Annotated in this window: 21 protein-coding genes; 17 read left to right on the top strand and 4 right to left on the bottom strand. The window is 72.9% G+C overall.

All coding sequences use genetic code 11. The features are described from left to right. Nucleotides 1–110 precede the first annotated feature (110 nt). The gene (locus M4D82_RS28090) at nucleotides 111–1,748 is read right to left on the bottom strand and encodes an ABC-F family ATP-binding cassette domain-containing protein (protein ID WP_249769083.1); all 1,638 of its coding nucleotides are present in this window, start codon (nucleotides 1,746–1,748) and stop codon (nucleotides 111–113) included. A gap of 124 nt (nucleotides 1,749–1,872) precedes the next feature. Here M4D82_RS28090 and M4D82_RS28095 point away from each other — a divergent pair, with 124 nt between their 5' ends. Then, the gene (locus M4D82_RS28095) at nucleotides 1,873–2,859 is read left to right on the top strand and encodes a GlxA family transcriptional regulator (RefSeq protein ID WP_249769085.1); all 987 of its coding nucleotides are present in this window, start codon (nucleotides 1,873–1,875) and stop codon (nucleotides 2,857–2,859) included. Between the two features lie 87 nt (nucleotides 2,860–2,946). After that, entirely contained in the window at nucleotides 2,947–3,582 is a 636-nt protein-coding gene (locus M4D82_RS28100; protein WP_249769087.1) for a DJ-1/PfpI family protein, read from the top strand. On the opposite strand, the gene M4D82_RS28105 is transcribed toward M4D82_RS28100, so the two are convergent. Further along, nucleotides 3,560–4,306 (bottom strand): enoyl-CoA hydratase/isomerase family protein, encoded by a 747-nt coding sequence (locus M4D82_RS28105; RefSeq protein WP_249769089.1) that lies wholly within the window; start codon nucleotides 4,304–4,306, stop codon nucleotides 3,560–3,562. The two genes, M4D82_RS28100 and M4D82_RS28105, sit on opposite strands and share 23 nt — an antisense overlap. A gap of 174 nt (nucleotides 4,307–4,480) precedes the next feature. On the opposite strand from M4D82_RS28105, the gene M4D82_RS28110 reads away from it, so the two are divergent. Continuing rightward, nucleotides 4,481–5,074 (top strand): HdeD family acid-resistance protein, encoded by a 594-nt coding sequence (locus M4D82_RS28110; protein ID WP_349637123.1) that lies wholly within the window; start codon nucleotides 4,481–4,483, stop codon nucleotides 5,072–5,074. Nucleotides 5,075–5,219: 145 nt separating this feature from the next. Continuing rightward, entirely contained in the window at nucleotides 5,220–5,720 is a 501-nt protein-coding gene (locus M4D82_RS28115; protein WP_249769093.1) for an ATP-binding protein, read from the top strand. A gap of 30 nt (nucleotides 5,721–5,750) precedes the next feature. Here the strand turns inward: M4D82_RS28115 and idi are convergent, their stop codons facing one another. Both idi and M4D82_RS28125 read right to left on the bottom strand, forming a co-directional pair. Next, nucleotides 5,751–6,350, bottom strand: coding sequence for an isopentenyl-diphosphate Delta-isomerase (gene idi, locus M4D82_RS28120; RefSeq protein WP_249769104.1), 600 nt, complete (start codon nucleotides 6,348–6,350; stop codon nucleotides 5,751–5,753). A 144-nt stretch (nucleotides 6,351–6,494) separates the two neighbouring features. Next, the gene (locus M4D82_RS28125; RefSeq protein WP_502989017.1) at nucleotides 6,495–7,811 is read right to left on the bottom strand and encodes a bifunctional class I SAM-dependent methyltransferase/N-acetyltransferase; all 1,317 of its coding nucleotides are present in this window, start codon (nucleotides 7,809–7,811) and stop codon (nucleotides 6,495–6,497) included. A 340-nt stretch (nucleotides 7,812–8,151) separates the two neighbouring features. Between M4D82_RS28125 and M4D82_RS28130 the strand changes: the two genes are divergently transcribed. The 13 genes from M4D82_RS28130 (at nucleotide 8,152) to M4D82_RS28190 (ending at nucleotide 23,040) form a co-directional block, all read left to right on the top strand. Further along, entirely contained in the window at nucleotides 8,152–9,945 is a 1,794-nt protein-coding gene (locus M4D82_RS28130) for a DUF5941 domain-containing protein (RefSeq protein WP_249772224.1), read from the top strand. Further along, nucleotides 9,942–10,694 (top strand): phosphocholine cytidylyltransferase family protein, encoded by a 753-nt coding sequence (locus tag M4D82_RS28135; RefSeq protein WP_249769106.1) that lies wholly within the window; start codon nucleotides 9,942–9,944, stop codon nucleotides 10,692–10,694. Before M4D82_RS28130 ends, M4D82_RS28135 begins: the two co-directional genes overlap by 4 nt. Beyond that, nucleotides 10,682–11,743 (top strand): iron-containing alcohol dehydrogenase family protein, encoded by a 1,062-nt coding sequence (locus M4D82_RS28140; RefSeq protein WP_249769108.1) that lies wholly within the window; start codon nucleotides 10,682–10,684, stop codon nucleotides 11,741–11,743. Before M4D82_RS28135 ends, M4D82_RS28140 begins: the two co-directional genes overlap by 13 nt. Beyond that, complete coding sequence (locus M4D82_RS28145; RefSeq protein WP_249769110.1) at nucleotides 11,721–12,500, top strand: CDP-alcohol phosphatidyltransferase family protein; 780 nt, start codon at nucleotides 11,721–11,723, stop codon at nucleotides 12,498–12,500. The genes M4D82_RS28140 and M4D82_RS28145 overlap by 23 nt, the downstream gene beginning before the upstream one ends. Then, nucleotides 12,497–13,381 (top strand): glycosyltransferase family 2 protein, encoded by an 885-nt coding sequence (locus M4D82_RS28150; RefSeq protein ID WP_249769128.1) that lies wholly within the window; start codon nucleotides 12,497–12,499, stop codon nucleotides 13,379–13,381. The genes M4D82_RS28145 and M4D82_RS28150 overlap by 4 nt, the downstream gene beginning before the upstream one ends. 94 nt (nucleotides 13,382–13,475) lie before the next feature. Continuing rightward, nucleotides 13,476–14,405 (top strand): ABC transporter permease, encoded by a 930-nt coding sequence (locus M4D82_RS28155; RefSeq protein WP_249769130.1) that lies wholly within the window; start codon nucleotides 13,476–13,478, stop codon nucleotides 14,403–14,405. Beyond that, a complete protein-coding gene (locus M4D82_RS28160; RefSeq protein WP_249769132.1) occupies nucleotides 14,398–15,180 on the top strand; it encodes an ABC transporter ATP-binding protein in 783 nt (260 codons plus the stop codon). The genes M4D82_RS28155 and M4D82_RS28160 overlap by 8 nt, the downstream gene beginning before the upstream one ends. A gap of 342 nt (nucleotides 15,181–15,522) precedes the next feature. Then, nucleotides 15,523–16,533, top strand: a complete 1,011-nt coding sequence (gene hpnC / locus M4D82_RS28165; RefSeq protein WP_249769134.1) for a squalene synthase HpnC — start codon at nucleotides 15,523–15,525, stop codon at nucleotides 16,531–16,533. Next, nucleotides 16,530–17,498 carry a presqualene diphosphate synthase HpnD gene (hpnD, locus tag M4D82_RS28170; RefSeq protein ID WP_249769136.1) on the top strand — a complete coding sequence of 323 codons (969 nt, stop codon included), beginning with the start codon at nucleotides 16,530–16,532 and terminating at the stop codon, nucleotides 17,496–17,498. Before hpnC ends, hpnD begins: the two co-directional genes overlap by 4 nt. Before the next feature lie 151 nt (nucleotides 17,499–17,649). Then, complete coding sequence (hpnE, locus tag M4D82_RS28175) at nucleotides 17,650–19,059, top strand: hydroxysqualene dehydroxylase HpnE (protein WP_249769138.1); 1,410 nt, start codon at nucleotides 17,650–17,652, stop codon at nucleotides 19,057–19,059. Between the two features lie 59 nt (nucleotides 19,060–19,118). Next, nucleotides 19,119–20,213 (top strand): polyprenyl synthetase family protein, encoded by a 1,095-nt coding sequence (locus M4D82_RS28180; RefSeq protein ID WP_502989018.1) that lies wholly within the window; start codon nucleotides 19,119–19,121, stop codon nucleotides 20,211–20,213. Between the two features lie 116 nt (nucleotides 20,214–20,329). After that, nucleotides 20,330–22,372, top strand: coding sequence for a squalene--hopene cyclase (gene shc / locus M4D82_RS28185; protein ID WP_249769152.1), 2,043 nt, complete (start codon nucleotides 20,330–20,332; stop codon nucleotides 22,370–22,372). Further along, nucleotides 22,369–23,040 carry a phosphorylase family protein gene (locus tag M4D82_RS28190; RefSeq protein WP_249769154.1) on the top strand — a complete coding sequence of 224 codons (672 nt, stop codon included), beginning with the start codon at nucleotides 22,369–22,371 and terminating at the stop codon, nucleotides 23,038–23,040. Before shc ends, M4D82_RS28190 begins: the two co-directional genes overlap by 4 nt. Nucleotides 23,041–23,044 lie beyond the last annotated feature (4 nt).

Genomic DNA, 23,044 nt, shown 5'->3' on the forward strand with positions numbered 1-23,044 from the left:
CGCAAGGCGGAGGAGGGAGTCGACGCGGAGCGTCGGCGACCGACGACAACGCGGCGAGGCGCGGTGCGGTGCCGGCCACCGCGAGCCCGGCCTGATCCGGAAGACACCCCCTAGAGCTCGGTGACCCGGCCGTCCTCCACGCGCAGGCGGCGGGTCACCGAGACGGCCTCCAGCATGCGGCGGTCGTGGGTGACCAGCAGCAAGGTCCCCTCGTACGCGTCGAGGGCGGACTCCAGCTGCTCGATCGCCGGCAGGTCGAGGTGGTTAGTCGGCTCGTCCAGGACCAGCAGGTTCACCCCGCGCCCCTGGAGCAGCGCCAGCGCCGCCCGGGTGCGCTCGCCCGGGGAGAGGGTCGCCGCCGGACGCAGGACGTGCGCCGCCTTCAGGCCGAACTTGGCCAGCAGGGTACGGACCTCGGCCGGTTCGGTGTCCGGGACGGCCGCGCAGAACGCCTCCAGCAGCGGCTCGTCACCGAGGAACAGCCCGCGCGCCTGGTCGACCTCGCCGACCAGCACCCCCGAACCGAGGGTGGCGGCGCCGGAGTCGGGGGCGAGCCGCCCCAACAACACCGCGAGCAGAGTGGACTTGCCGGCGCCGTTCGCCCCCGTGATCGCGACCCGGTCCGCCCAGTCGATCTGGAGGCTGGCCGGGCCGAAGCTGAAGTCCCCGCGTCGCACGGCGGCTTCGCGCAGGGTCGCGACCACCGAGCCGGAGCGCGGGGCCGACGCGATCTCCATGCGCAGTTCCCACTCCTTGCGCGGTTCCTCGACGACCTCCAGCCGCTCGATCGCGCGCTGCGTCTGGCGGGCCTTGGCGGCCTGCTTCTCGCTCGACTCCCCGCGCAGGTTCTTGCCGATCTTGTCGTTGTCGCTCGCCTTGCGGCGGGCGTTGCGCACGCCCTTGTCCATCCAGTTGCGCTGCATCTGCGCCCGGCCCTCCAGGGCCGCCTTCTTGCCCGCGAACTCCTCGAACTCCTCGCGGGCGTGACCGCGGGCGCGCTCGCGCTCCTCCAGATAGGACTCGTAGCCGCCGCCGTAGAGGTTGATCTGCTGCTGGGCCAGGTCGAGTTCGAGGACCTTGGTGACGGTCCGGGTGAGGAACTCGCGGTCGTGGCTGATGACGACCGTGCCCGCGCGCAGCCCCTTCACGAACTGCTCCAGCCGCTCCAGACCGGCGAGGTCCAGGTCGTTGGTGGGCTCGTCGAGGAGGAAGACGTCGTAGCGGGACAGCAGGAGCGAGGCGAGACCGGCCCGCGCGGCCTGTCCGCCGGACAGGGCCGACATCGGCAGGTCCAGGCTCACGGTGAGCCCGAGCTCGGCGGAGACCTCCTCGGCCCGCTCGTCGAGATCCGCGCCGCCCAGGTTCAGCCAGCGGTCGAGGGCGTCCGCGTACGCGTCGTCCGCGCCCGGGGTGCCGTCCACGAGGCCCTGCGTGGCCGCGTCCAGCTCCGTCTGCGCGGCCGCGACCCCGGTGCGGCGGGCGAGGAACTCCCGGATCGACTCGCCGTCGCGGCGCTCCGGCTCCTGGGGAAGGTGGCCGACGGCCGCGCCGGGCGGCGAGAGCCGCGTCTCGCCGGTCTCGGGGGTGTCGAGCCCGGCGAGCATCCGCAGCAGGGTCGACTTCCCGGCGCCGTTGACGCCGACCAGGCCGATGACGTCGCCGGGTGCCACGACGAGGTCGAGATCGGCGAAGAGGGTGCGCTCACCGTGCGCGGCGGTGAGCTTCTTGGCGACGAGGGTTGCAGTCATGATGCCCCGATCCTATCCGCGCCCCGCCGCGCCCCCGGCGGCCGTCGGTCGCCACCCGACCGATGGCCGGATAGGTGGGATGCCCGTCATTGCGGCCATCGGCCCCGCGTCACACCATGAAGCCATGACGTCGCGAAACGTACTCGTCATCCTCTACGACGAGGTCCAGAGCCTCGACGTGACCGGCCCGGTCGAGGTGTTCAACGGGGCCTCGCACTGCCCCGGCGTCCAGGACCGTTACGCGATCCGGACCGTCTCCCCGGCGGGGACGCCCGTACGCACCGGCAGCGGCCTGACGCTGGTCCCCGACGGGCCGCTGGAGAGCGCCCGGCCGGACGCCGGGACCACAGTGCTGGTGCCCGGGGGCCGGTTCTCGGGCGACTTCGAGCCCCGGATCACCGACTGGCTGCGCGCGCACGGGGGGCGCGCGGGGCGGTTGGTGTCCGTGTGCACCGGCGGACTGCTGCTCGCCGAGGCCGGGCTGCTCGACGGACGGCGGGCGACCACGCACTGGAACGCGTGCGAGGCGATGGCGCGGGACTATCCGCGGGTGACCGTGGAGCCGGACCCGATCTACGTCCGCGACGGCCACGTCGCCACCTCGGCCGGGGTCACCGCCGGCATCGACCTGGCGCTCGCCCTGGTCGAGGAGGACTGCGGGCGGGACGTGGCGCTGCTCATCGCCCGCCACCTCGTGGTGTTCCTGCGCCGGCCGGGGAACCAGGCCCAGTTCAGCGCGCACCTCGCCGCCCAGACCGCACGGCGCGAACCTCTGCGCGAGGTCCAGCGGTGGATCGTCGAGCACCCGGGCGGTGACCTCAGCGTGGAGGCCCTCGCCGGGCGGGCCGCCCTGTCCCCGCGGCACTTCGCGCGGGCCTTCCAGGCCGAGACCGGGGTCACACCGGGGCGGTACGTCGAGCGGGTGCGCGTGGAGCACGCCCGCCGGCTGCTGGAGGACACGGGGGACGGGGTCACCCAGATCTCCCGCGCGTGCGGCTACGGGACCCCGGAAGCGCTCCGCCGGGCCTTCCTGCGCCACCTCGGCCAGTCCCCGGCCGAATACCGCCGCCGCTTCGGACCGACCCCCGCCCACCCCCGCGACCCCGCCTGAAGCCGACCACCCGCCCCAGCCCGACCACCCGCCCCAGCCGATCACCCGCCCCAGCCCGATCACCCACCCGCTCCGGAGGAGCCAGCCATGCAGATCGCCGTCCTGCTCTACGACCACTTCACCGCCCTCGACGCCATCGGCCCCTTCGACACCCTGGGCCGCCTCCAGGACGTCGAGACCGTGTTCGTCTCCGAACGACCCGGGCCCGTACGCACGGACAACGGCGCCCTCGCGCTCGTCGCCGACAAGACGCTCGACGAGGTCACCCGCCCCGACATCGTCATCGTGCCCGGCGGCCCGTACCCCGAGCGGGAGATGGACAACCCGGCCGTGCTCGACTGGCTGCGGGCCGTCGACGCGACGACCACCTGGACGACCTCCGTCTGCACCGGCTCCCTGCTCCTCGCCGCCGCGGGCCTCCTCGACGGCCGCCGGGCCACCAGCCACTGGCTCTACCTCGACCGGCTGCGCCCCTTCGGCGCCGAGCCCACCGGGGAGCGGGTGGTCTACGACGGCAAGTACGTCACCGCCGCCGGGGTGTCCTCCGGCATCGACATGGGCCTCGGGCTCCTCGGCAAGATCGCCGGGGACACGTACGCGCAGACCGTGCAGCTCATGTGCGAGTACGACCCCCAGCCGCCCTACGACGCCGGTTCCCCGGAGAAGGCCCCGGCCTCGATCGTCGCCGCGCTGCGCGCGATCAACCCCGCGCGGGCCAGCTGAACACCGGCGCCCGGCGCTCCAGGAACGCGGCGACACCCTCGGCGGTGTCGCCGCTGCCGGCCGCCTGCCGCGCCCAGTACGCGTCCCGGTCGGTGCGCCCGTCCACGAACTCCTTGGCCGCCGCCTGCGTCAGGCGCGAGCGGCCGGCCAGGATCCGCGTGAACTCGGCCACCCGCTCGTCGAGTTGACCGGTCGGCAGCAGCTCGTTCAGGAATCCGGCGCGCAGGGCGACGTCCGCGCCGATCAATTCCGCCGAGAACAGCAGGTACTTGGCCCAGGCCGGCCCGATCAGCGAGGTCAACCGTCGCGTGGAGGAGGCCGGATAGACGATCCCCAGCTTCGCCGGCGTCACCCCGAACGAGGCGCCCTCCTCCGCGAACCGCAGGTCGCAGGCGGCCGCCAGCTGACTGCCGCCCCCTACGCAAAATCCGCGGATCGCCGCCACCGTCGGCAGCGGGAACGCCGCGAGGGCCTCCTCGGCCGCCACCGAGAGGGCCTGTGGGTCGTCGTCCCCGCTCAGGGAGGAGATGTCGGCGCCCGCGCAGAAGGTGGGGCCGTCCCCGGTCAGGACCAGGGCGCGGACGGCGGGGTCGGCCGCGAGGCGCGCGAGCGTCTCCGGCAGGGCCCGCCACATCCCGGCCGTCATGGCGTTCCGCTTGGCGGGGTGCGAGATCACGACGGTGGCGACGCCGTCGGCCACGGAGGAGTGCAGGGCTGCGTCCATGCGCCGGATGCTATCCCGGGCGGCTGATCCTATGATCAAGGGGAGTCCGTCGCGGGGGGTGCTGAAAGGTGGCACACGTCCATGGGCAACGACCGCACAGCCGACCACTCGGGCCGCCCCGGCCGCTCCGGACCGCAGCAGGACAGGAAGAAACTCAACCGGGGCTTCGGACTGATGGCCCTGCTCGGGGTCGTCCTCGTCCTGGCCGGTCTGGTGGGCCTCGTCTACACCGGTGTGGCGACCCTCACCACGATGTTCCTCTTCGGCTGGCTCCTGCTGGTCGGCGGGCTCGTCGGTCTGGTGCAGGCGGTGCAGTCCCGCAAGAGCAACTACTTCTGGTTGGCCGTCATCGTGGCCGCCGTCAACATCGCCGCCGGTTTCGTGATCCTGCGGCGCCCCGACGTGGGCGCCGAGGCGTTGACCATGTTCGCCGCGCTCTTCTTCCTCATCGGCGGGCTCTTCCGGCTCGCGGGCGCGCTCGTGGTGCGTGGAGCCAACTTCGGGCTGACCCTCGTCCAGGGTGCCTTCGGCGTCCTGCTCGGCCTCCTGGTGCTCTGGAGCTGGCCGAGCAGCAGCCAGTACGTGATCGGCGCCTTCTTCTCGCTCGCCCTGCTGTTCGACGGGCTGAGCCTGGTGGCGCTGGGCATGAGCGCCCGGCGGATCATCGGCCTCGTCAAGGACACCGACACCGACACCGGCACCGGCACTGGCAGCGACGTCGGCGCCGGCGGCGACAGCACGCCCCATCGCCCCGCGCCGGGTCAGTAACGGTCGAACAACTGACTCTGTCATACGCCGGCGGTCAGAAAGTGTCCGATTGCCGCTGACTTATGGTCAGCGGTCCGGTCCGGACCAGCGTCTTCTCCACTCTGGACGCGTGGAGACGATCGAGCGTGAAGACGGGGGCCGGAAAATGAACGACAGCGGGAGCATCCCGCCGGCCGCGGGAGGTGAGGTGCCGGCTCCGGCCGACCCCCTCGCGTACGAAGGAGTGTGGCGCTTCACCGCGCCCGCCGTAGAAGAATCCGTTCCGCAGGCCCGCCGCGCGGTCCGCGACCTGCTCGGCCGGCAGGGGGTGCCGGCCCATCGGGACCTGGTCTACTCCCTGCTGCTGATCGTCTCCGAGCTGGTGACGAACTCCGTCCGGCACGCGGCGCTCCTCTCGCCCGAGGTGGCCGTCGAGGTCGCGGTGGGACGGGCCTGGGTACGCGTGGCCGTGGAGGACAACCACCCGTACCGGCCCAAGGCGCTGGAGGCCGACTTCGGCCAGACCGGCGGCCGGGGCCTGCTGCTCGTGCGGGAGATCACCCGGGAGGCCGGCGGAGTGTGCGACGTCGAGCACACCGCCACCGGGGGCAAGGTGATCTGGGCGGCGCTGCCGCTCACCACCCCCGCCCCGACCCCGGTCGGCTGAGCCGAACCGGGCCGCCGGCGCCCGTACGGGCTACCAGCCGGCGGCGTCACCCGTCAGCTCGCGGATCGCGGGCCGCGCCGCGTCCAGCACCGTCATGAACCAGGCGGAGAAGGGCGCCTCGGCGTGCCGCTTCGCCAGCTCCTCGGCCGTGACGAAGGCGGTGTCGCCCACCTCCTGCGGATCCGGCCGCGGCGTCGACCGCGCGAGTCCCACGAACAGGTGGTTGTACTCCTGCTCCACCAGACCCGACGCGGGGTCCGGGTGGTTGTAGCGCACCGTCCCCGCCTCCGCGAGCAGTGAGGGCGACAGCCCGAGCTCCTCGTGGGTCCGCCGGGCCGCCGCCGCGAACGGGGACTCGCCCGGGTAGGGGTGACCGCAACACGTGTTCGACCAGACGCCGGGGGAGTGGTACTTCCCGAGGGCCCGCTGCTGGAGCAACAGGCGACCCTGCTGGTCGAAGAGGAACACGGAGAACGCCCGGTGCAGCAGCCCCGGCGCCTGATGGGCGAAGAGCTTCTCCGCCGTGCCGATGGTGTTGCCGGACTCGTCGACCAGTTCGAGCATGATCGGTTCTTGAGTGCCGGTGCCGGGGGACGCGTGGCCGGCGTCGGTGGCTGGTGTGGTCGGCATACCCATCCTTCGCTTCGGACTTCGGCCTTCAGTCTGCCGTACAAAAGAGGCTTGTCCCCACTTCGGCGATCCGCGCATGTCCGCTCCCCGCCGCATGGTAGGGCGGCGGGGAGCGGAGTCGCTCAGCAGGTCACCGGCACCGGATCAGACGCCGAACGGCGCCGGATACGCGATGGTTCCCGTCGGTACCGGAACGGAATCGTCCAGGACCAGCGCCATCATCGCCTCGTCCGGCACCTCGAACGGCGCCCGGATGCCGAACCGCGACGCCGGCACGAAACCGAACCGCGGGTAGTACGCGGGATGGCCCAGGACCAGCACCAACGCCTCTCCCCGCGCCCGCGCCGCCGCCAGCAGCGCCCGTACGACCGCACTGCCCGCGCCGGAGCGCTGGAGGCGCGGATCGGTGGCCACCGGAGCCAGCGCGAGCGCCGGTACGCCGTCCACCTCGCACCGCGTCAGCAGGGCGTGCGCCGCCACCGCCCCGTCGGGCCCCTCGGCCACGTAGGACAGGCCCGGGAGCCACGAGGCGTCGGCGCGGAGCGCGTCCACGAGATCAGCCTCCAGCGGGGTTTCGAAAGCCGCCAGGTTGACGGCCCGAACGGCCGCCCGATCCGCGTCCGTCTCCGGACGGGTCGGCCGGCCGCCCCCGTCCCCGGCGCTCACCGGGGCCAGCGCGTAGCCGGTGTACCCGTACTCGTGCCCGTGCCGTTCCCGTACGGCGAGCTCCTCGCGCACGGCGGCCAGCGCGGCGGCCGCGGCCGCGTCGGCCGCGTCGGCGCCGCCGGCGTCCCGGACCCGCTCGCCGAGCGGACCGTAGTACCGCGCCCAGTCGGAGTCCGGCTGGAGGTGGGTGCCCAGGAGCCGGTACCCGGCGGCCTGGACGGCCGCGATGTTGCGGGCGCGCGAGCGCAGCGGGTACTGCGCGTCCCAGAAGGCGCGGACCCCGGCCGAGGGCTCCTCGGCGGTCCACTCGCAGTCGCTCAGCATCAGCGCGCCGCCGGGCGCGAGCAGGCGCTTCCACTCGGCGAGCGCCCGGTCGAAGCCGATGACGAAGGCCGAGCCCTCCGCCCAGATCAGGTCGAAGGAACCGTCCTCGAAGGGGAGCGCCCCCATGTCGGCGTTGACGGGCCGGATCCGCTCGGCCAGGCCGCGCGCTTCGGCGGCGGCCCGCAGCTCGTCGAGGAACGGCTCGTACAGGTCGACGGCCGTCACCTCGGCCAGGCCCGCGCCGCCCGCCTCGGCGGCGAGGAGCAGGGCGCTGCGACCCGGACCACAGCCCACGTCGAGCACGCGCGGCCGCGCGGGCAGCGGTCCGCACAGGGACAGCAGGTGACGGGTGGAGGCGTCGGAGCCGGGCGACTGCCGGGGCAGGCCGCGGTGCAGCTCCATGAAGGCCGCGAAGACGGCCGAAGGGGAAGGAGAAGAAGAGGTGGTGGTGCCACGGGTGTTGTCGGACAACGTGAACCCTTGGGAACGGGGGCTCCGGCCGACGAGGTGAGATCGGTGGGATCAGACCCGGCCGAACGCCCGGAGGGAAGTGGGGACGCACCGGAGTTCGCCGCGCACGGCAGCGACCACTACGACGGTCATCAACCCACCTCTTTCCCGCTCGGTTGCCGGGGTGTACGAAGCTGTGTACGACACTCGTACACGTACCACGGTCAGCCTAACAGCCGAGCTGAACGGCTGGTGAATCCCGGCTTCCATTCATCCGATAGCCTCTGCCGACGTGCCGCCGCCCCCTCGGGCACCCGCCCCGCGGCCCGTCGAACGTGTTCGTCGCAAGGAGTGAGTTCGTCTGTCGACCGTCATCCTCACCGGCCCGCCGGTACCCGGATCACCGCTCGAAGACGAGCTCCGATCGCTCGGTTTCGACGTCCGCCCGGTCACCGGCCCCGAAGACGCCGCCGCCGCACTGGCCGACGTACCGGCCCACGAGCGGGTGGCGGTGGTCGACAGCGCCTTCGTCGGACACCCGCACGCGCTGCGCCTGGCCCTGACCGACCCGCGCTTCGACGCCTGCGCCGTGACCGGCGCCCTCGCCGTCCAGGCGGGCGCGCGCGGAGCCCTCGACCGGGCCGCCGCGCTGGCGCCCGAGACCGTCGGCGGCGGGGACGGGCCCTACCCGGACCGGCTCGCCGCCGCCGTCGAGGCCGCCGGGACCTCCGTCCAGCGGCCCGAGCTCGGCACGCTGGTCGCCGCCGTCCCCGGCTCCGAGGCGGAGCGCGCGCGGGCGGAGGCCGAGGTGGCCGCCGTCGACGACGAGGCCGTCCGACTGCGGACCGCCGTCAAGTCCCGCGACGGGTTCTTCACCACCTTCTTCGTCAGCCCGTACTCCCGCTACATCGCCCGCTGGTGCGCCCGCCGTGGCCTGACCCCCAACCAGGTCACCACCGCCTCGCTGATCACGGCGCTGATCGCGGCCGGCTGCGCCGCCACCGGAGAGCGCTGGGGCTACGTCACGGCCGGCGTGCTGCTGCTCGTCTCCTTCGTCCTGGACTGCACCGACGGGCAGCTCGCCCGCTACTCGCTCCAGTACTCCACGATGGGCGCCTGGCTCGACGCCACCTTCGACCGGGCCAAGGAGTACTCCTTCTACGCGGGCCTCGCGCTCGGCGCCGCCCGCGACGGGGACGACGTATGGGCCCTCGCGCTCGGCGCGATGATCCTCATGACCTGCCGGCACGTCGTCGACTTCGCCTTCAACGAGGCCAACCACGACGCCACCGCGAACACGAGCCCCACCGCCGCCCTGTCGGACCGCCTCGACAGCGTCGGCTGGACCGTCTGGGCCCGCCGGATGATCATCCTGCCGATCGGTGAGCGGTGGGCGATGATCGCGGTCCTGACGGCCGTCACCACGCCCCGGATCGTCTTCTACGCCCTCCTCGTGGGCTGCGCCTTCGGCGCCCTCTACACCACCGCGGGCCGCGTCCTGCGCTCGCTGACCCGCAAGGCCACCCGGACCGACCGGGCCGCCGGGGCCCTCGCGGACCTCGCCGACTCCGGCGTGCTCGCCTGGACCGGCGGGGACCGCCGCCCCGCGCGCCACCGGCCGGGCTACGTCCCGCTGCTGACGGCCGCGGTCGGATCCGTGCTGATGGTGGCCGGGGCCGTGACCCTCGACTTCGGCGATCCGTGGCTGATCGCCGTCGCCGCGGCCTACGTCGTCCTCTCGGGCGCGGCCGTCTCGGCCCCCCTCAAGGGCGCCCTCGACTGGCTCATCCCGCCGCTCTTCCGGTGCGCCGAGTACGTGACGATCCTCGCGCTCGCCGTCAAGGCGGACGTCCCCGGAACCCTTCCGGCGGCATTCGGACTGGTCGCGGCGGTCGCCTACCATCACTACGACGCGGTCTACCGCATCCGGGGCGGCTCGGGCGCCCCCCCGCACTGGCTGGTGCGGACGATCGGCGGCCACGAGGGCCGGGTCCTGGCGACCGTGGTCCTCGCCACAGTCCTTCCCCGGGACGCGTTCCCCGTCGCGCTCACGGTCCTCGCCGTGTTCGTGGCTCTGGTGGTGCTCGTGGAGAGCATCCGTTTCTGGGTCTCCGCCGGAGCACCCGCCGTACACGACGAAGGAGAACCAGCATGATCGGCCTTGTACTCGCTGCCGGTGCCGGACGCCGCCTGCGTCCCTACACCGACACCCTGCCCAAGGCCCTCGTGCCCGTCGGCCCCGAAGGCGCCGAGGAGAGCCTGACGGTCCTCGACCTGACCCTCGGCAACTTCGCCGAGGTCGGCCTCACCGAGGTCGCCATCGTCGTCGGCTACCGCAAGGAGGCCGTCTACGATCGCCGCGAGGCGCTGGAGGCCAAGTACGGCGTCTCGATCACGCTGATCGACAACGACAAGGCCGAGGAGTGGAACAACGCCTACTCCCTGTGGTGCGCGCGTGACGTCCTGAAGCAGGGCGTGATCCTCGCCAACGGCGACACCGTCCACCCCGTCTCCGTCGAGAAGACCCTCCTCGCCGCCCGCGGCAACGGCCAGAAGATCATCCTCGCCCTCGACACGGTCAAGAACCTGGCCGACGAGGAGATGAAGGTCGTCACCGCCGATGGCCAGGGCGTGCGGAAGATCACCAAGCTGATGGACCCGGCCGACGCGACCGGCGAGTACATCGGCGTCACCCTCATCGAGCCCGAGGCCGCCGAGCAGCTCGCCGAGGCCCTCAAGACCACCTTCGAGCGCGACCCCGACCTGTACTACGAGGACGGCTACCAGCAGCTCGTCGACGACGGCTTCACGATCGACGTGGCCCCCATCGGCGACGTCAAGTGGGTCGAGATCGACAACCACGACGACCTCGCCAAGGGCCGGACGATCGCATGCCAGTACTGACGCGGCTGATCCCCTCGCCCGTCGTCGTCGACATCAGTCGAGGGGCGATGGACAAACTGGACGGCATCCTCGCCGACCAGCGCATCTCCGCGTCCGGCAAGCTCGCCGTCGCGATCAGCGGAGGCTCCGGGCAGGCGCTGCGCGCCCGCCTGGAGCCGGCCCTGCCGCACGCCGACTGGTACCCGGTCGTCGACGGCACCATCGACTCGGCGGTCAAGCTCGCCGACGACATAAAGGGTCGCCGCTACGACGCCGTCGTCGGCCTCGGCGGCGGCAAGATCATCGACGTGGCGAAGTACGCCGCGGCGCGGGTCGGCCTGCCCATGGTGGCCGTCGCCACCAACCTGTCCCACGACGGGATCTGCTCCCCGGTGTCCATCCTGGACAACGACAACGGACGCGGCTCCTACGGCGTGCCCACCCCGATCGCGATGGTCATCGACCTCGACGTGATCCGCGAGGCGCCCACCCGCTTCATCCGCGCCGGCATCGGCGACGCGATCTCCAACATCTCGGCGATCGCCGACTGGGAGCTGTCGCACCGCATCACCGGCGAGGCCGTCGACGGGCTGGCCGCCGCCATGGCCCGTACCGCCGGCGAGTCCGTCCTGCGTCACCCGGGCGGCTGCGGCGACGACGAGTTCCTCACCGTGCTCTCCGAGGCCCTCGTGCTCTCCGGCATCGCGATGTCCATCAGCGGCGACAGCCGGCCCTCGTCCGGCGCCTGCCACGAGATCAGCCACGCCTTCGACCTGCTCTACCCGGGCCGCTCCGCGCTCCACGGCGAGCAGGTCGGCATCGGCGCGGCCTTCGCGATGCACCTGCGGGGGGCCGGGGAGCAGTCCGGGCTCTTCGTCGACGTCCTGCGCCGCCACGACCTGCCCGTGCTGCCCGAGGAGATCGGGTTCAGCGTGGACGAGTTCGTCGCGGCCGTCGAGTACGCCCCCCAGACCCGCCCTGGGCGCTTCACGATCCTGGAACACCTCAACCTGTCCGCAGCCGATATCAGGGACGCTTACGCCGACTATGTCCAGACCATCCATCGCTGAACTGCGGCCCGTCGTCCACCCGGCGGGCGTGAAGGACCGGCGCAGCGGCGAGCACTGGGGCGGGCGCCTCTACATGCGCGAGATCTCCCTGCGCGTCACCCGGCTCCTGGTGACCACCAAGGTCACGCCCAACCAGCTGACGTACGTGATGACCGTGGCCGGCGCACTGGCCGCCCCGGCGCTGCTCGTGCCGGGCGTCTGGGGCGCGGTCCTGGGCGTCGTGATGGTCCAGCTGTACCTGCTGCTGGACTGCGTCGACGGGGAGGTGGCCCGCTGGAAGAAGCAGTTCTCCCTGTCCGGGGTGTACCTCGACCGGGTCGGCGCCTACCTGTGCGACGCGGCCGTCCTGGTCGGCTTCGGCCTGCGCGCCGCCGACCTGTGGGGCGGCGGGCGGATCGACTGGCTGTGGGCCTTCCTGGGCACCCTCGCGGCCCTCGGCGCGATCCTGATCAAGGCCGAGACCGACCTCGTCGGCGTCGCCCGCCACCAGGTCGGCAAGCCCGTGGTCCAGGAGTCCGCCGCCGAGCCGCGCTCGGCCGGCATGGCGCTGGCCCGCCGGGCCGCCGCCGCGCTCAAGTTCCACCGGCTGGTCCTCGGCATCGAGGCCTCCCTGCTGATCCTGCTGCTGGCCGTCGTGGACCAGATCCGCGGCGACCTGTACTTCACCCGGATCGGCGTGGCCGTCCTCGCCGGCATCGCCCTGCTCCAGACGGTGCTGCACCTGGTGTCGATCCTGGCCTCCAGCAGGCTCAAATGACCGCGCCGATGCGGCTGGGCGCCGTGATCATCACCATGGGCAACCGCCCCGACGAGCTGAAGGCCCTGCTGGACTCCGTCGCACGCCAGGACGGCGACCCCATCGAGGTCGTCGTCGTCGGCCAGGGCGTGAAGCCCACCGGACTTCCCGAGGGCGTACGCGCCGTCGAGCTGCCCGAGAACCTGGGCATCCCGGGCGGACGCAACGTCGGCATCGAGGCCTTCGGCCCCGGCGGCCGCGACGTGGACGCCCTGCTGTTCCTCGACGACGACGGGCTGCTGGAGCGTACCGACACCGCCGAGCTGTGCCGCCAGGCCTTCGCCGAGGACCCGCGCCTCGGCATCGTCAGCTTCCGCATCGCCGACCCGGACACCGGCGTCACCCAGCGCCGCCACGTGCCCCGACTGCGCGCCGCCGACCCGATGCGCTCCTCGCGCGTCACCACCTTCCTGGGCGGTGCCAACGCCGTCCGCACGAAGGTGTTCGAGCAGGTCGGGCCGCTGCCGGCGGAGTTCTTCTACGCCCACGAGGAGACCGACCTCGCCTGGCGGGCCCTCGACGCGGGGTGGCTGATCGACTACCGCGCGGACATGGTGCTGCTGCATCCGACGACCGCCCCGTCCCGCCACGCGGTCTACCACCGTATGGTGGCCCGTAACCGCGTCTGGTTGGCCCGCCGCAACCTGCCCGCCCCGCTGGTCCCGGTCTACCTGGGCGTCTGGCTCGCCCTGACGCTGCTGCGCAGGCCCTCGGCCCCGGCGCTCAAGGCCTGGTTCGGCGGGTTCAAGGAAGGCTGGACCACCCCGTGCGGTCCGCGACGCCCGATGAAGTGGCGTACGGTCTGGCGACTGACCCGGCTGGGTCGACCGCCCGTGATCTGACAAGCTCGCGTCTGGGAACATTGGGCCCGATCACGGGTCCTGCGCTCCAGCCCCGATGCCCCTGCCGCATCTTGAAGACGGAAAGTTTCAACTTGTGAGTGACACAACCCACGACGGCGCTCTCGCCACGAGCATGCCGTCGTCCGACGACGCGGGCCTGACCCCCGCGGAGCTCGCCAGGAAGTACGGCCTGTCCGTCAGTGGCGCGCGGCCCAGCCTGGGCGGATACGTGCGGCAGCTGTGGGGTCGGCGCCACTTCATCATGGCCTTCTCCCGGGCCAAGCTGGTGGCCCAGTACAGCCAGGCCAAGCTGGGCCAGCTCTGGCAGGTGGCGACCCCGCTGCTGAACGCGCTGGTCTACTACCTGATCTTCGGCCTCATCCTGAACGCCGGGCGGGGCATGGAGAAGGGCGTCTACATCCCCTTCCTGGTGATGGGCATCTTCGTCTTCACCTTCACCCAGAACTCGGTGATGGCCGGCGTCCGGGCCATCCCCGGCAACCTGGGTCTGGTGCGCGCGCTGCACTTCCCGCGCGCCTCGCTGCCGATCTCGTTCTCGATGCAGCAGCTCCAGCAGCTCATGTACTCGATGATCGTCGTGCTCGTCGTCGCCGTCGCCTTCGGGAACTACCCGCAGCTGTCGTGGCTGCTGGTGATCCCCGCGCTGGTCCTGCAGTTCGTCTTCAACACCGGCCTCGCCCTGGTCTTCGCGCGCATGGGGTCCAAGACCCCCGACCTCGCGCAGCTGATGCCCTTCCTCACGCGCACGTGGATGTACGCCTCCGGCGTCATGTTCTCGATCAGTGAGATGCTGAAGGGCAAGCCGGCGTGGATCGCGGACGTGCTCCAGTGGAACCCGGCCGCCATCTACATGGATCTGGTCCGGTTCGCGCTGATCGAGGACTACGGCCGCGAGAACCTCCCGCCGCACGTGTGGGCCTTCGCGGTCGGCTGGGCGGTCCTGATCGGCCTCGGCGGTTTCGTGTACTTCTGGAAGGCTGAGGAGCGTTACGGCCGTGGCTGACAACAACGCGAACAAGGTGCCCACCGTCATCGCGGACGAGGTCCACATCGTCTACCGCGTGAACACGGGCAGCTCCGGCAAGGGCAGCGCCACCGCGGCGCTGAGCAAGATACTCCGCCGCGGCAAGGGCGACGCCCCGGGCGTCCGCCGGGTGCACGCCGTACGCGGGGTCTCCTTCACCGCCTACCGCGGCGAGGCCATCGGCCTCATCGGCTCCAACGGCTCCGGCAAGTCGACCCTGCTGCGCGCCATCGCGGGCCTGCTGCCCTGCGAGTCCGGCAAGGTCTACACCGACGGCCAGCCCTCGCTGCTGGGCGTCAACGCCGCGCTGATGAACGACCTCACCGGCGAGCGCAACGTCGTCCTCGGCGGTCTCGCGATGGGCATGACCCGCGAGCAGATCAAGGAGCGCTACCAGGACATCGTCGACTTCTCGGGCATCAACGAGAAGGGCGACTTCATCTCCCTGCCGATGCGCACCTACTCGTCGGGCATGGCCGCGCGCCTGCGCTTCTCGATCGCCGCCGCCAAGGACCACGACGTCCTGATGATCGACGAGGCGCTCGCCACCGGTGACCGCAAGTTCCAGGTCCGCTCCGAGGCGCGCATCCGCGAGCTGCGGGAGAAGGCCGGCACGGTCTTCCTGGTGAGCCACAACAACAACTCGATCCGCGACACCTGCAGCCGCGTGCTGTGGCTGGAAAAGGGCGAGCTGCTGATGGACGGACCGACCGAGGAAGTCGTCTCGGCGTACGAGAAGGCGACCAGCCACTGACGGAGCCCCCGGTTCCGGCACCGCGCCGTATCGCCGCGCAGGCCCCCGCCGCTCCACGCGCCGGGGGCCTCGGCACGGGCCGGCGACATTCCGGGGCGCCGCGGCCACCCGACAGTCCCTCGCGGTGTTGTACAGCGTAAGCTGGACCAGTTCTCAATCGCGCCAAGAGGGGACGATTCCCCGCAGCCGGAAACCACCGGGTACTCCCCGGTAAAGTCCGGCGGCGTGTCCGAAATGGGATGACTTGGGTCGGCAGTGTAGAACGGGAGACGTGACGGCAATGGCTACGGGAATTCTGCGGCCCCCAGGCACAGTGGCCGTCCCCGCCCCGGGCGGCGGGCGGTGACCCCGGGGCACGGCCTCCGTCCCCGTCCCGACACGGACCCGGCACCTTTTTCGGACACGCACACGGACACGCACACGGACGCGCGCACGGACGCGGACACGCGCACGGCCGCGGACGCCCCCGCGCGCGCCACCCTCGCCAAGGCGGCCTCGGAGAACTTCCCCGTCGCCCCCGCCTTCCTGCCGCGCGCCTGGCGCGAGGGCCTCATGGCCGTCTACGGGTTCGCCCGCCTCGTCGACGACATCGGCGACGGCGACCTCGCCCCGGGCGGCGGCGACGCCGTGCTGCTGGGCCTGGAGCCGGCCGCCGGCGACGACCGCCTCGCCATGCTCGACGCGCTCGAAGCCGACCTGAGGCGCGTCTTCGCCGCCACCGCCGGCCCCCCGCGTCACCCCCTGCTCCTGGCCCTCGCGCCCGTCGTCCGCGCGCACGGCCTGACCCCCGAGCCGTTCCTCGGGCTCATCGAGGCCAACCGCCAGGACCAGCGCGTGGCGCGCTACGCGACGTACGGCGAGCTCCTCGACTACTGCGAGCTGTCCGCCAACCCCGTCGGCCGCCTCGTGCTCTCCCTCACCGGGACGAGCTCCCCCGAGCGGATCCGCCGCTCCGACGCCATCTGCACCGCCCTGCAGATCGTCGAGCACCTCCAGGACGTCGCCGAGGACCTCGACCGGGACCGGATCTACCTCCCCGCCGAGGACATGCGCCGCTTCCACGTCGCCGAGCACGACCTGCGCGCCCCGTCCGCCGGTGCCTCCGTACGCGCCCTCGTCGCCTTCGAGGCCGAGCGCGCCCGCGCGCTCCTGGACGAGGGCACCCCGCTCGTCGCCGGCGTGCACGGCCGCCTGCGCCTGCTGCTCGCCGGCTTCGTGGGAGGCGGACGCGCGGCCCTGAAGGCCGTCTCGGCCGCCGGCTTCGACGTCCTTCCCGGCCCGCCCAAGTCCAGCCGCAGCGGTCTGCTCCGCGAGGTGGCCGCCGTCCTGCGCACCGCGCCGAGAAAGGGGTGAGCCCGACCGTGGAGGGCCCCACACACGTGTCCGCACCGTCCGCTCCGGTCCTCGCCGCCTACAGCTACTGCGAGGCCGTCACCGGCGCGCAGGCGCGCAACTTCGCGTACGGCATCCGGCTGCTGCCCACCGACAAGCGGCAGGCGATGTCCGCGCTGTACGCGTTCTCGCGGCGCGTCGACGACATCGGCGACGGCACCCTCGCGCCCGGGGCCAAGCTCGCCCGGCTGGAGGAGACCCGCGCCCTGCTCGGCCGGATCCGCGCGGAGGAGATCGAGGAGGACGACACCGACCCGGTCGCCGTCGCCCTCGCGCACGCGGCACGCCGCTTCCCGATCCCCCTCGGGGGCCTCGACGAACTCATCGACGGCGTCCTGATGGACGTGCGCGGTCAGCAGTACGAGACCTGGGACGACCTCAAGCTCTACTGCCGCTGCGTCGCCGGCGCCATCGGACGACTCTCCCTCGGCGTGTTCGGCACCGTGCGCGGCGGAGCCCTCGGCGCCGACGCCGCCCGCGCCGACGAGTACGCCGACACCCTCGGCCTCGCCCTGCAACTCACCAACATCCTCAGGGACGTTCGAGAGGACGCGGGCAACGGACGCACCTACCTGCCCGCCGAGGACCTCGCCAAGTTCGGCTGCTCCGACGGCTTCGCCGACGGCCGGCTCCCCGCCGGATCGGACTTCGCCGGACTCGTCCACCACGAAGTCCGCCGCGCCCGCGCCCTGTTCGTCGAGGGCTACCGACTGCTGCCCATGCTCGACCGGCGCAGCGGCGCCTGCGTCGCCGCGATGGCCGGCATCTACCGGCGCCTGCTCGACCGCATCGAGCGCGAACCCGAGGCCGTCCTGCGCGGACGCGTCTCGCTGCCGCCGCACGAGAAGGCGTACGTCGCCGTGCGCGGCCTGTCCGGTCTCGACGCCCGGACCATCTCCCGCCAGAGCGCCCGGAGGCGCACCTGATGCCCCGTACCGCACCCTGCGCCCCGTCGTCCTCCGCCGGCCGGGCAACCCGGGCGGCGCACGCCGCGTCTTCCCCCGAGGCGACGGGCCCGCGACCGACCGCGCCCGTCCGCCGGTCCGCCGGCGTGCCCGTCACCACCGGGGAGGGATCATGAGCACCGCAGATCGCGCCGCCGCCGACCGCGCCGCTGTCGACCGTACTGCCGTCGTCGTCGGCGGCGGCCTCGCCGGGGTCACCGCCGCGCTGGAACTCGCCGACGCCGGCCTGCGCGTGACCCTCCTCGAAGGGCGCCCGCGCCTGGGCGGGCTGGCGTTCTCCTTCAAGCGCGGCGACCTGACCATCGACAACGGCCAGCACGTCTACCTGCGCTGCTGCACCGCCTACCGCTGGTTCCTGGACCGCATCGACGGCGCCGCCCTCGCCCCCCTCCAGGACCGCCTCGACGTCCCCGTCCTCGACGTCGCCCACCCCGGCGGACCGCGCCTGGGCCGACTGCGCCGCAGCGCCCTGCCCGTACCGCTGCACCTGGCCGCCTCCCTGGCCCGCTACCCGCACCTGTCCCTCGCCGAGCGGGTGAGCGTCGGCCGCGCCGCCCTCGCGCTGCGCCGCCTCGACCCCGCCGACCCGGCGCTCGACGGCCTCGACTTCGCCACCTGGCTCGGCCGCTACGGACAGAGCCCGCGCACCATCGAGGCCCTGTGGGACCTCGTCGGCATCGCCACGCTCAACGCCACCGCCGACCAGTCCTCGCTGGGCCTGGCCACCATGGTCTTCAAGACCGGCCTGCTCTCCGAGAACGGCGCCGCCGACATCGGCTGGGCCCGCGTCCCGCTCGGCGAACTCCACGACACCCTCGCCCGCAAGGCCCTCGACGCCGCCGGCGTCACCACCTCGCTGCGCGCCCGCGTCACCGCCATCTCCCGCACGGACGAGGGGAACTGGCGCGTCGACACCGAGGACGGCGCCCTCGACGCGGGCACCGTCGTCCTCGCCGTCCCCGCCCGCGAGGCCCACGGCCTGCTGCCCGGCGGCGCGCTCGCCGACCCCGACCGGCTCCTCGACATCGGCTCCGCCCCCATCCTGAACGTCCACGTCGTCTACGACCGCAAGGTCCTCAAGCGACCCTTCTTCGCCGCCCTCGGCACGCCCGTCCAATGGGTGTTCGACCGCACCGACTCCTCCGGCCTCACCGACGGCGGCCAGTACCTGGCCCTGTCCCAGTCCGCCGCGCAGGACGACATCGACGAGCCCGTCGCCGTCCTGCGCGCCAAGTACCTGCCCGAGCTGGAACGGCTGCTGCCCGCCGCGCGCGGCGCGAAGGTACGGGACTTCTTCGTCACGCGCGAACGCACCGCCACCTTCGCCCCCACCCCGGGCGTCGGCCGGCTGCGCCCCGGCACCCGGACCGACACGCCGGGGCTGTACCTGGCCGGTGCCTGGACCGCCACCGGCTGGCCCGCGACCATGGAAGGCGCCGTCCGCAGCGGCCTCGACGCGGCCCACGCCGCGCTCGCCGCACTCGGCCGCCCCCGCGAACACCCTCTGCAGGAGGCGGTATGACGACGACCACGACCACCAGCACAACCGGCACAGCACGTACAGGAACCAGAGGAGAGCCAGTGAACCCCGGGAACCCGGCTGTCGAGAACACGGCTGCCAGTGTGGGCACGGCCGGCGCGGAGAAGGCGGACACCCTCGCCCTCCTGGAACGCGGCCGCACGCTGTCGACGCCCGTGCTCCGCGCCGCAGTGGACCGGCTCGCGGCGCCGATGGACACCGTGGCCGCCTACCACTTCGGTTGGATCGACGCCCAGGGCAACCCCGCCGACGGCGACGGCGGCAAGGCCGTCCGGCCCGCCCTCGCGCTGCTCTCCGCGGAGGCGGCGGGCGCGCCGGCCGAGGTGGGCATCCCCGGCGCCGTCGCCGTGGAACTCGTCCACAACTTCTCCCTGCTGCACGACGACCTGATGGACGGCGACGAGCAGCGCCGCCACCGCGACACCGTGTGGAAGGTGCACGGGCCGGCGCAGGCGATCCTGGTCGGCGACGCCCTCTTCGCCCTCGCCAACGAGGTGCTGCTCGAACTGGGCACCGTCGAGGCGGGCCGCGCCACCCGCCGGCTGACCACCGCCAGCCGCAAGCTCATCGACGGCCAGGCCCAGGACATCTCCTACGAGCACCGCGAGCGCGTCAGCGTCGAGGAATGCCTGGAGATGGAAGGGAACAAGACCGGAGCCCTGCTCGCGTGCGCCGTGTCCATCGGCGCCGTGCTCGGCGGAGCGGACGACCGTACGGCCGACAAGCTGGAGGAGTACGGCTACCACCTCGGCCTCGCCTTCCAGGCGATCGACGACCTCCTCGGCATCTGGGGCGACCCGGACTCCACCGGCAAGCAGACCTGGAGCGACCTGCGCCAGCGCAAGAAGTCCCTGCCCGTGGTCGCCGCCCTCGCGGCGGGCGGACCCGCGTGCGAGGAGCTCGCCAAGCTGCTCGCGGCCGATGCCAAGAGCAACGACTTCGAGAACTTCTCCGAGGAGGAGTTCGCCCACAGGGCCGCGCTCATCGAGGCCGCCGGCGGCCGCCAGTGGACGGCCGACGAGGCCCGCCGCCAGCACGCCATCGCGATCCGCGCCCTGGACGACGTGGACATGCCGCAGCGGGTGCGCGAACAGCTCGTCGCGCTCGCCGACTTCGTTGTCGTGCGCAAGAGGTGATCTCGGCCCGAAAGTGGATATGAATCGCGAGTCGCCGGCCGGCGCCGCCCCCTGACGGGCGCACCGGCCGACGGCGGACCCCAGCACAGCGAAGGACACTGTTCGAAGGGGAAGCCATGACAGCGACGACCGACCCCGGCGGTGCGATGGCCGACGGCGCGGATCCGCACGAAGCACACACACCGGCCGGGGTGGCGGCCCCGGCCGCGCCCCCCGACGGCCCCGGCCTGCGCGCCGCCGTCGCGGACGCCGCCGAGCGCGCCGTCCGCGACCTGCTGGCCCGCCAGGACCCGGCCGGCTGGTGGAAGGGAGACCTTCAGACCAACGTCACCATGGACGCCGAAGACCTGCTGCTGCGGCAGTTCCTCGGCATCCGCGACGCGGCCACCACCGAGGCCGCCGCCCGCTTCATCCGGGGCGAACAGCGCGCGGACGGCACGTGGGCGACCTTCCACGGCGGCCCGCCCGAACTCTCCGCCACCATCGAGGCGTACGTGGCCCTGCGCCTGGCGGGAGACCCGCCCGACGCCCCGCACATGACCCGCTCCTCGGCCTGGATCAGGGCTCACGGCGGGATCGCGAGCGCCCGGGTCTTCACCCGGATCTGGTTGGCCCTGTTCGGCTGGTGGAGCTGGGACCACCTGCCCGAACTCCCGCCCGAACTGGTCTTCCTGCCCCCCTGGGTGCCGCTCAACATCTACGACTTCGGGTGCTGGGCCCGCCAGACCATCGTCCCCCTCACCGTGGTCTCCGCCCTGCGGCCGGTGCGCCCCGCCCCCTTCGCCCTGGACGAGCTGCACACCGACGCCCGCACCCCCTGTCCGGCCAAACCTTTGGCGAGCGCCACCAGTTGGGACGGCGTCTTCCAGCGGATGGACAGGGCCTTGCACCTGTACCGGCGCGTGGCCCCCCGCCGACTGCGCAGGGCCGCCATGGCCGCCGCGTCCCGCTGGATCATCGAGCGCCAGGAGAACGACGGCTGCTGGGGCGGCATTCAGCCGCCCGCCGTGTACTCCGTCATCGCCCTGCACCTGCTCGGCTACGACCTCGGGCACCCCGTGATGCGGGCCGGCCTGGAGTCCCTCGATCGGTTCGCGGTGTGGCGCGAGGACGGCGCCCGGATGATCGAGGCCTGCCAGTCGCCCGTCTGGGACACCTGCCTGGCCGCCATCGCCCTCGCCGACGCGGGCCTGAGCCCCGACCACCCGGCCCTGCTCAAGGCCGCCGACTGGATGCTCGGCGAGGAGGTCCTCAAGCGCGGCGACTGGGCCGTCCGCCGCCCCGAACTCGCCCCGGGCGGCTGGGCGTTCGAGTTCCACAACGACAACTACCCCGATATCGACGACACCGCCGAGGTGGTCCTCGCGCTGCGCCGCGTCCGCCACCCCGAACCGGCCCGCGTCGAGGCGGCCATCGCGCGGGGCGTGTCCTGGAACCTCGGGATGCAGTCGAGGAACGGCGCCTGGGGCGCCTTCGACGCCGACAACACCAGTACCCTCCCGAACCGGCTGCCCTTCTGCGACTTCGGGGAGGTCATCGACCCGCCCTCGGCCGACGTCACCGCCCACGTGGTGGAGATGCTCGCCGTCGAGGGCAAGGCCGCCGACCCCCGCACCCGGCGCGGCATCGCCTGGCTGCTCGCCGAACAGGAGGCGGACGGCAGCTGGTTCGGCCGCTGGGGCACCAACTACGTCTACGGCGTCGGCTCGGTGCTCCCGGCGCTGACCACCGCCGGGATCGCCCCCTCCCACCCGGCGATCCGGCGGGCGGTGCGCTGGCTGGAATCCGTACAGAACGAGGACGGCGGCTGGGGCGAGGACCAACGCTCCTACCGGGACCGGTCCTGGGCGGGGAAGGGCGCCTCCACCGCCTCGCAGACCGCGTGGGCGCTGATGGCCCTGCTCTCGGCGGGGGAGCGGGACGGCAAGGCCGTCGAACGGGGTCTGGCGTACCTGGTGGACACCCAGCGCGCCGACGGCACCTGGGACGAGCCCCAGTTCACCGGCACCGGCTTCCCGTGGGACTTCTCCATCAACTACCACCTGTACCGCCAGGTGTTCCCCCTCACCGCACTCGGCCGCTACCTCCACGGGGAACCCTTCGTCCCCGCGGGCAGACATGCCGACGCGGCCCTGTCCCCGGCCGGGGAGGTCTCGTGACCGGCGAGGCCGGCAGCTGTGCCCCGCTGCTGATCGCCTGCGCGCTGCGCATCGAGCGGGCGGCCCTGAGCGGCGCGGCCCGCACGGCCCGCGAGGCGGGCGGCCCGACCGCGTCCGTCCTGCGGACCGGGATGGGCCCGCGCGCCGCCGAGCGGGCGCTCACCGAGGCCCTGCGGCGGCCGGGGATGGAAAGGGCCGCCGTCCTCGCGACCGGCTTCTGCGCGGGCCTGGTTCCCGGCATGCACCCCGGCGACCTGTTCGTCGCCGAGGCGATCCGCGACCCCCGGGGCTCGGTGACCTGCACCGGGACCGCGCTGCTCGCCGAGGCGCTGGCCCGCGCCGCGCCCGGCCGCACCGTGCACCTCGGCGTACTGACCGGCTCCGACCACGTCGTCCGCGGCCAGGAGCGCGAGCGGCTGCGCGCCACCGGCGCCCTCGCGGTCGACATGGAGTCCGCGGCCACCCTGTGGACCGCCACCCGGGGCGGCCGTTCCCCTTCGGAGGGAGGACGTCCGGTTGCGGCCGTCCGGGTGATCGTGGACGCTCCGGAGCATGAGCTCGTCCGTATCGGCACGGTTCGCGGTGGAATATCTGCCTTCCGTGTGTTGCGTGGCTTACTGCCCGCGTTTCATGACTGGCACCGTTCGTTGCTGCTCCCCAGGAGGTGAGCCA

This window comes from Streptomyces sp. RerS4 (assembly GCF_023515955.1).
Taxonomy (GTDB): domain Bacteria; phylum Actinomycetota; class Actinomycetes; order Streptomycetales; family Streptomycetaceae; genus Streptomyces.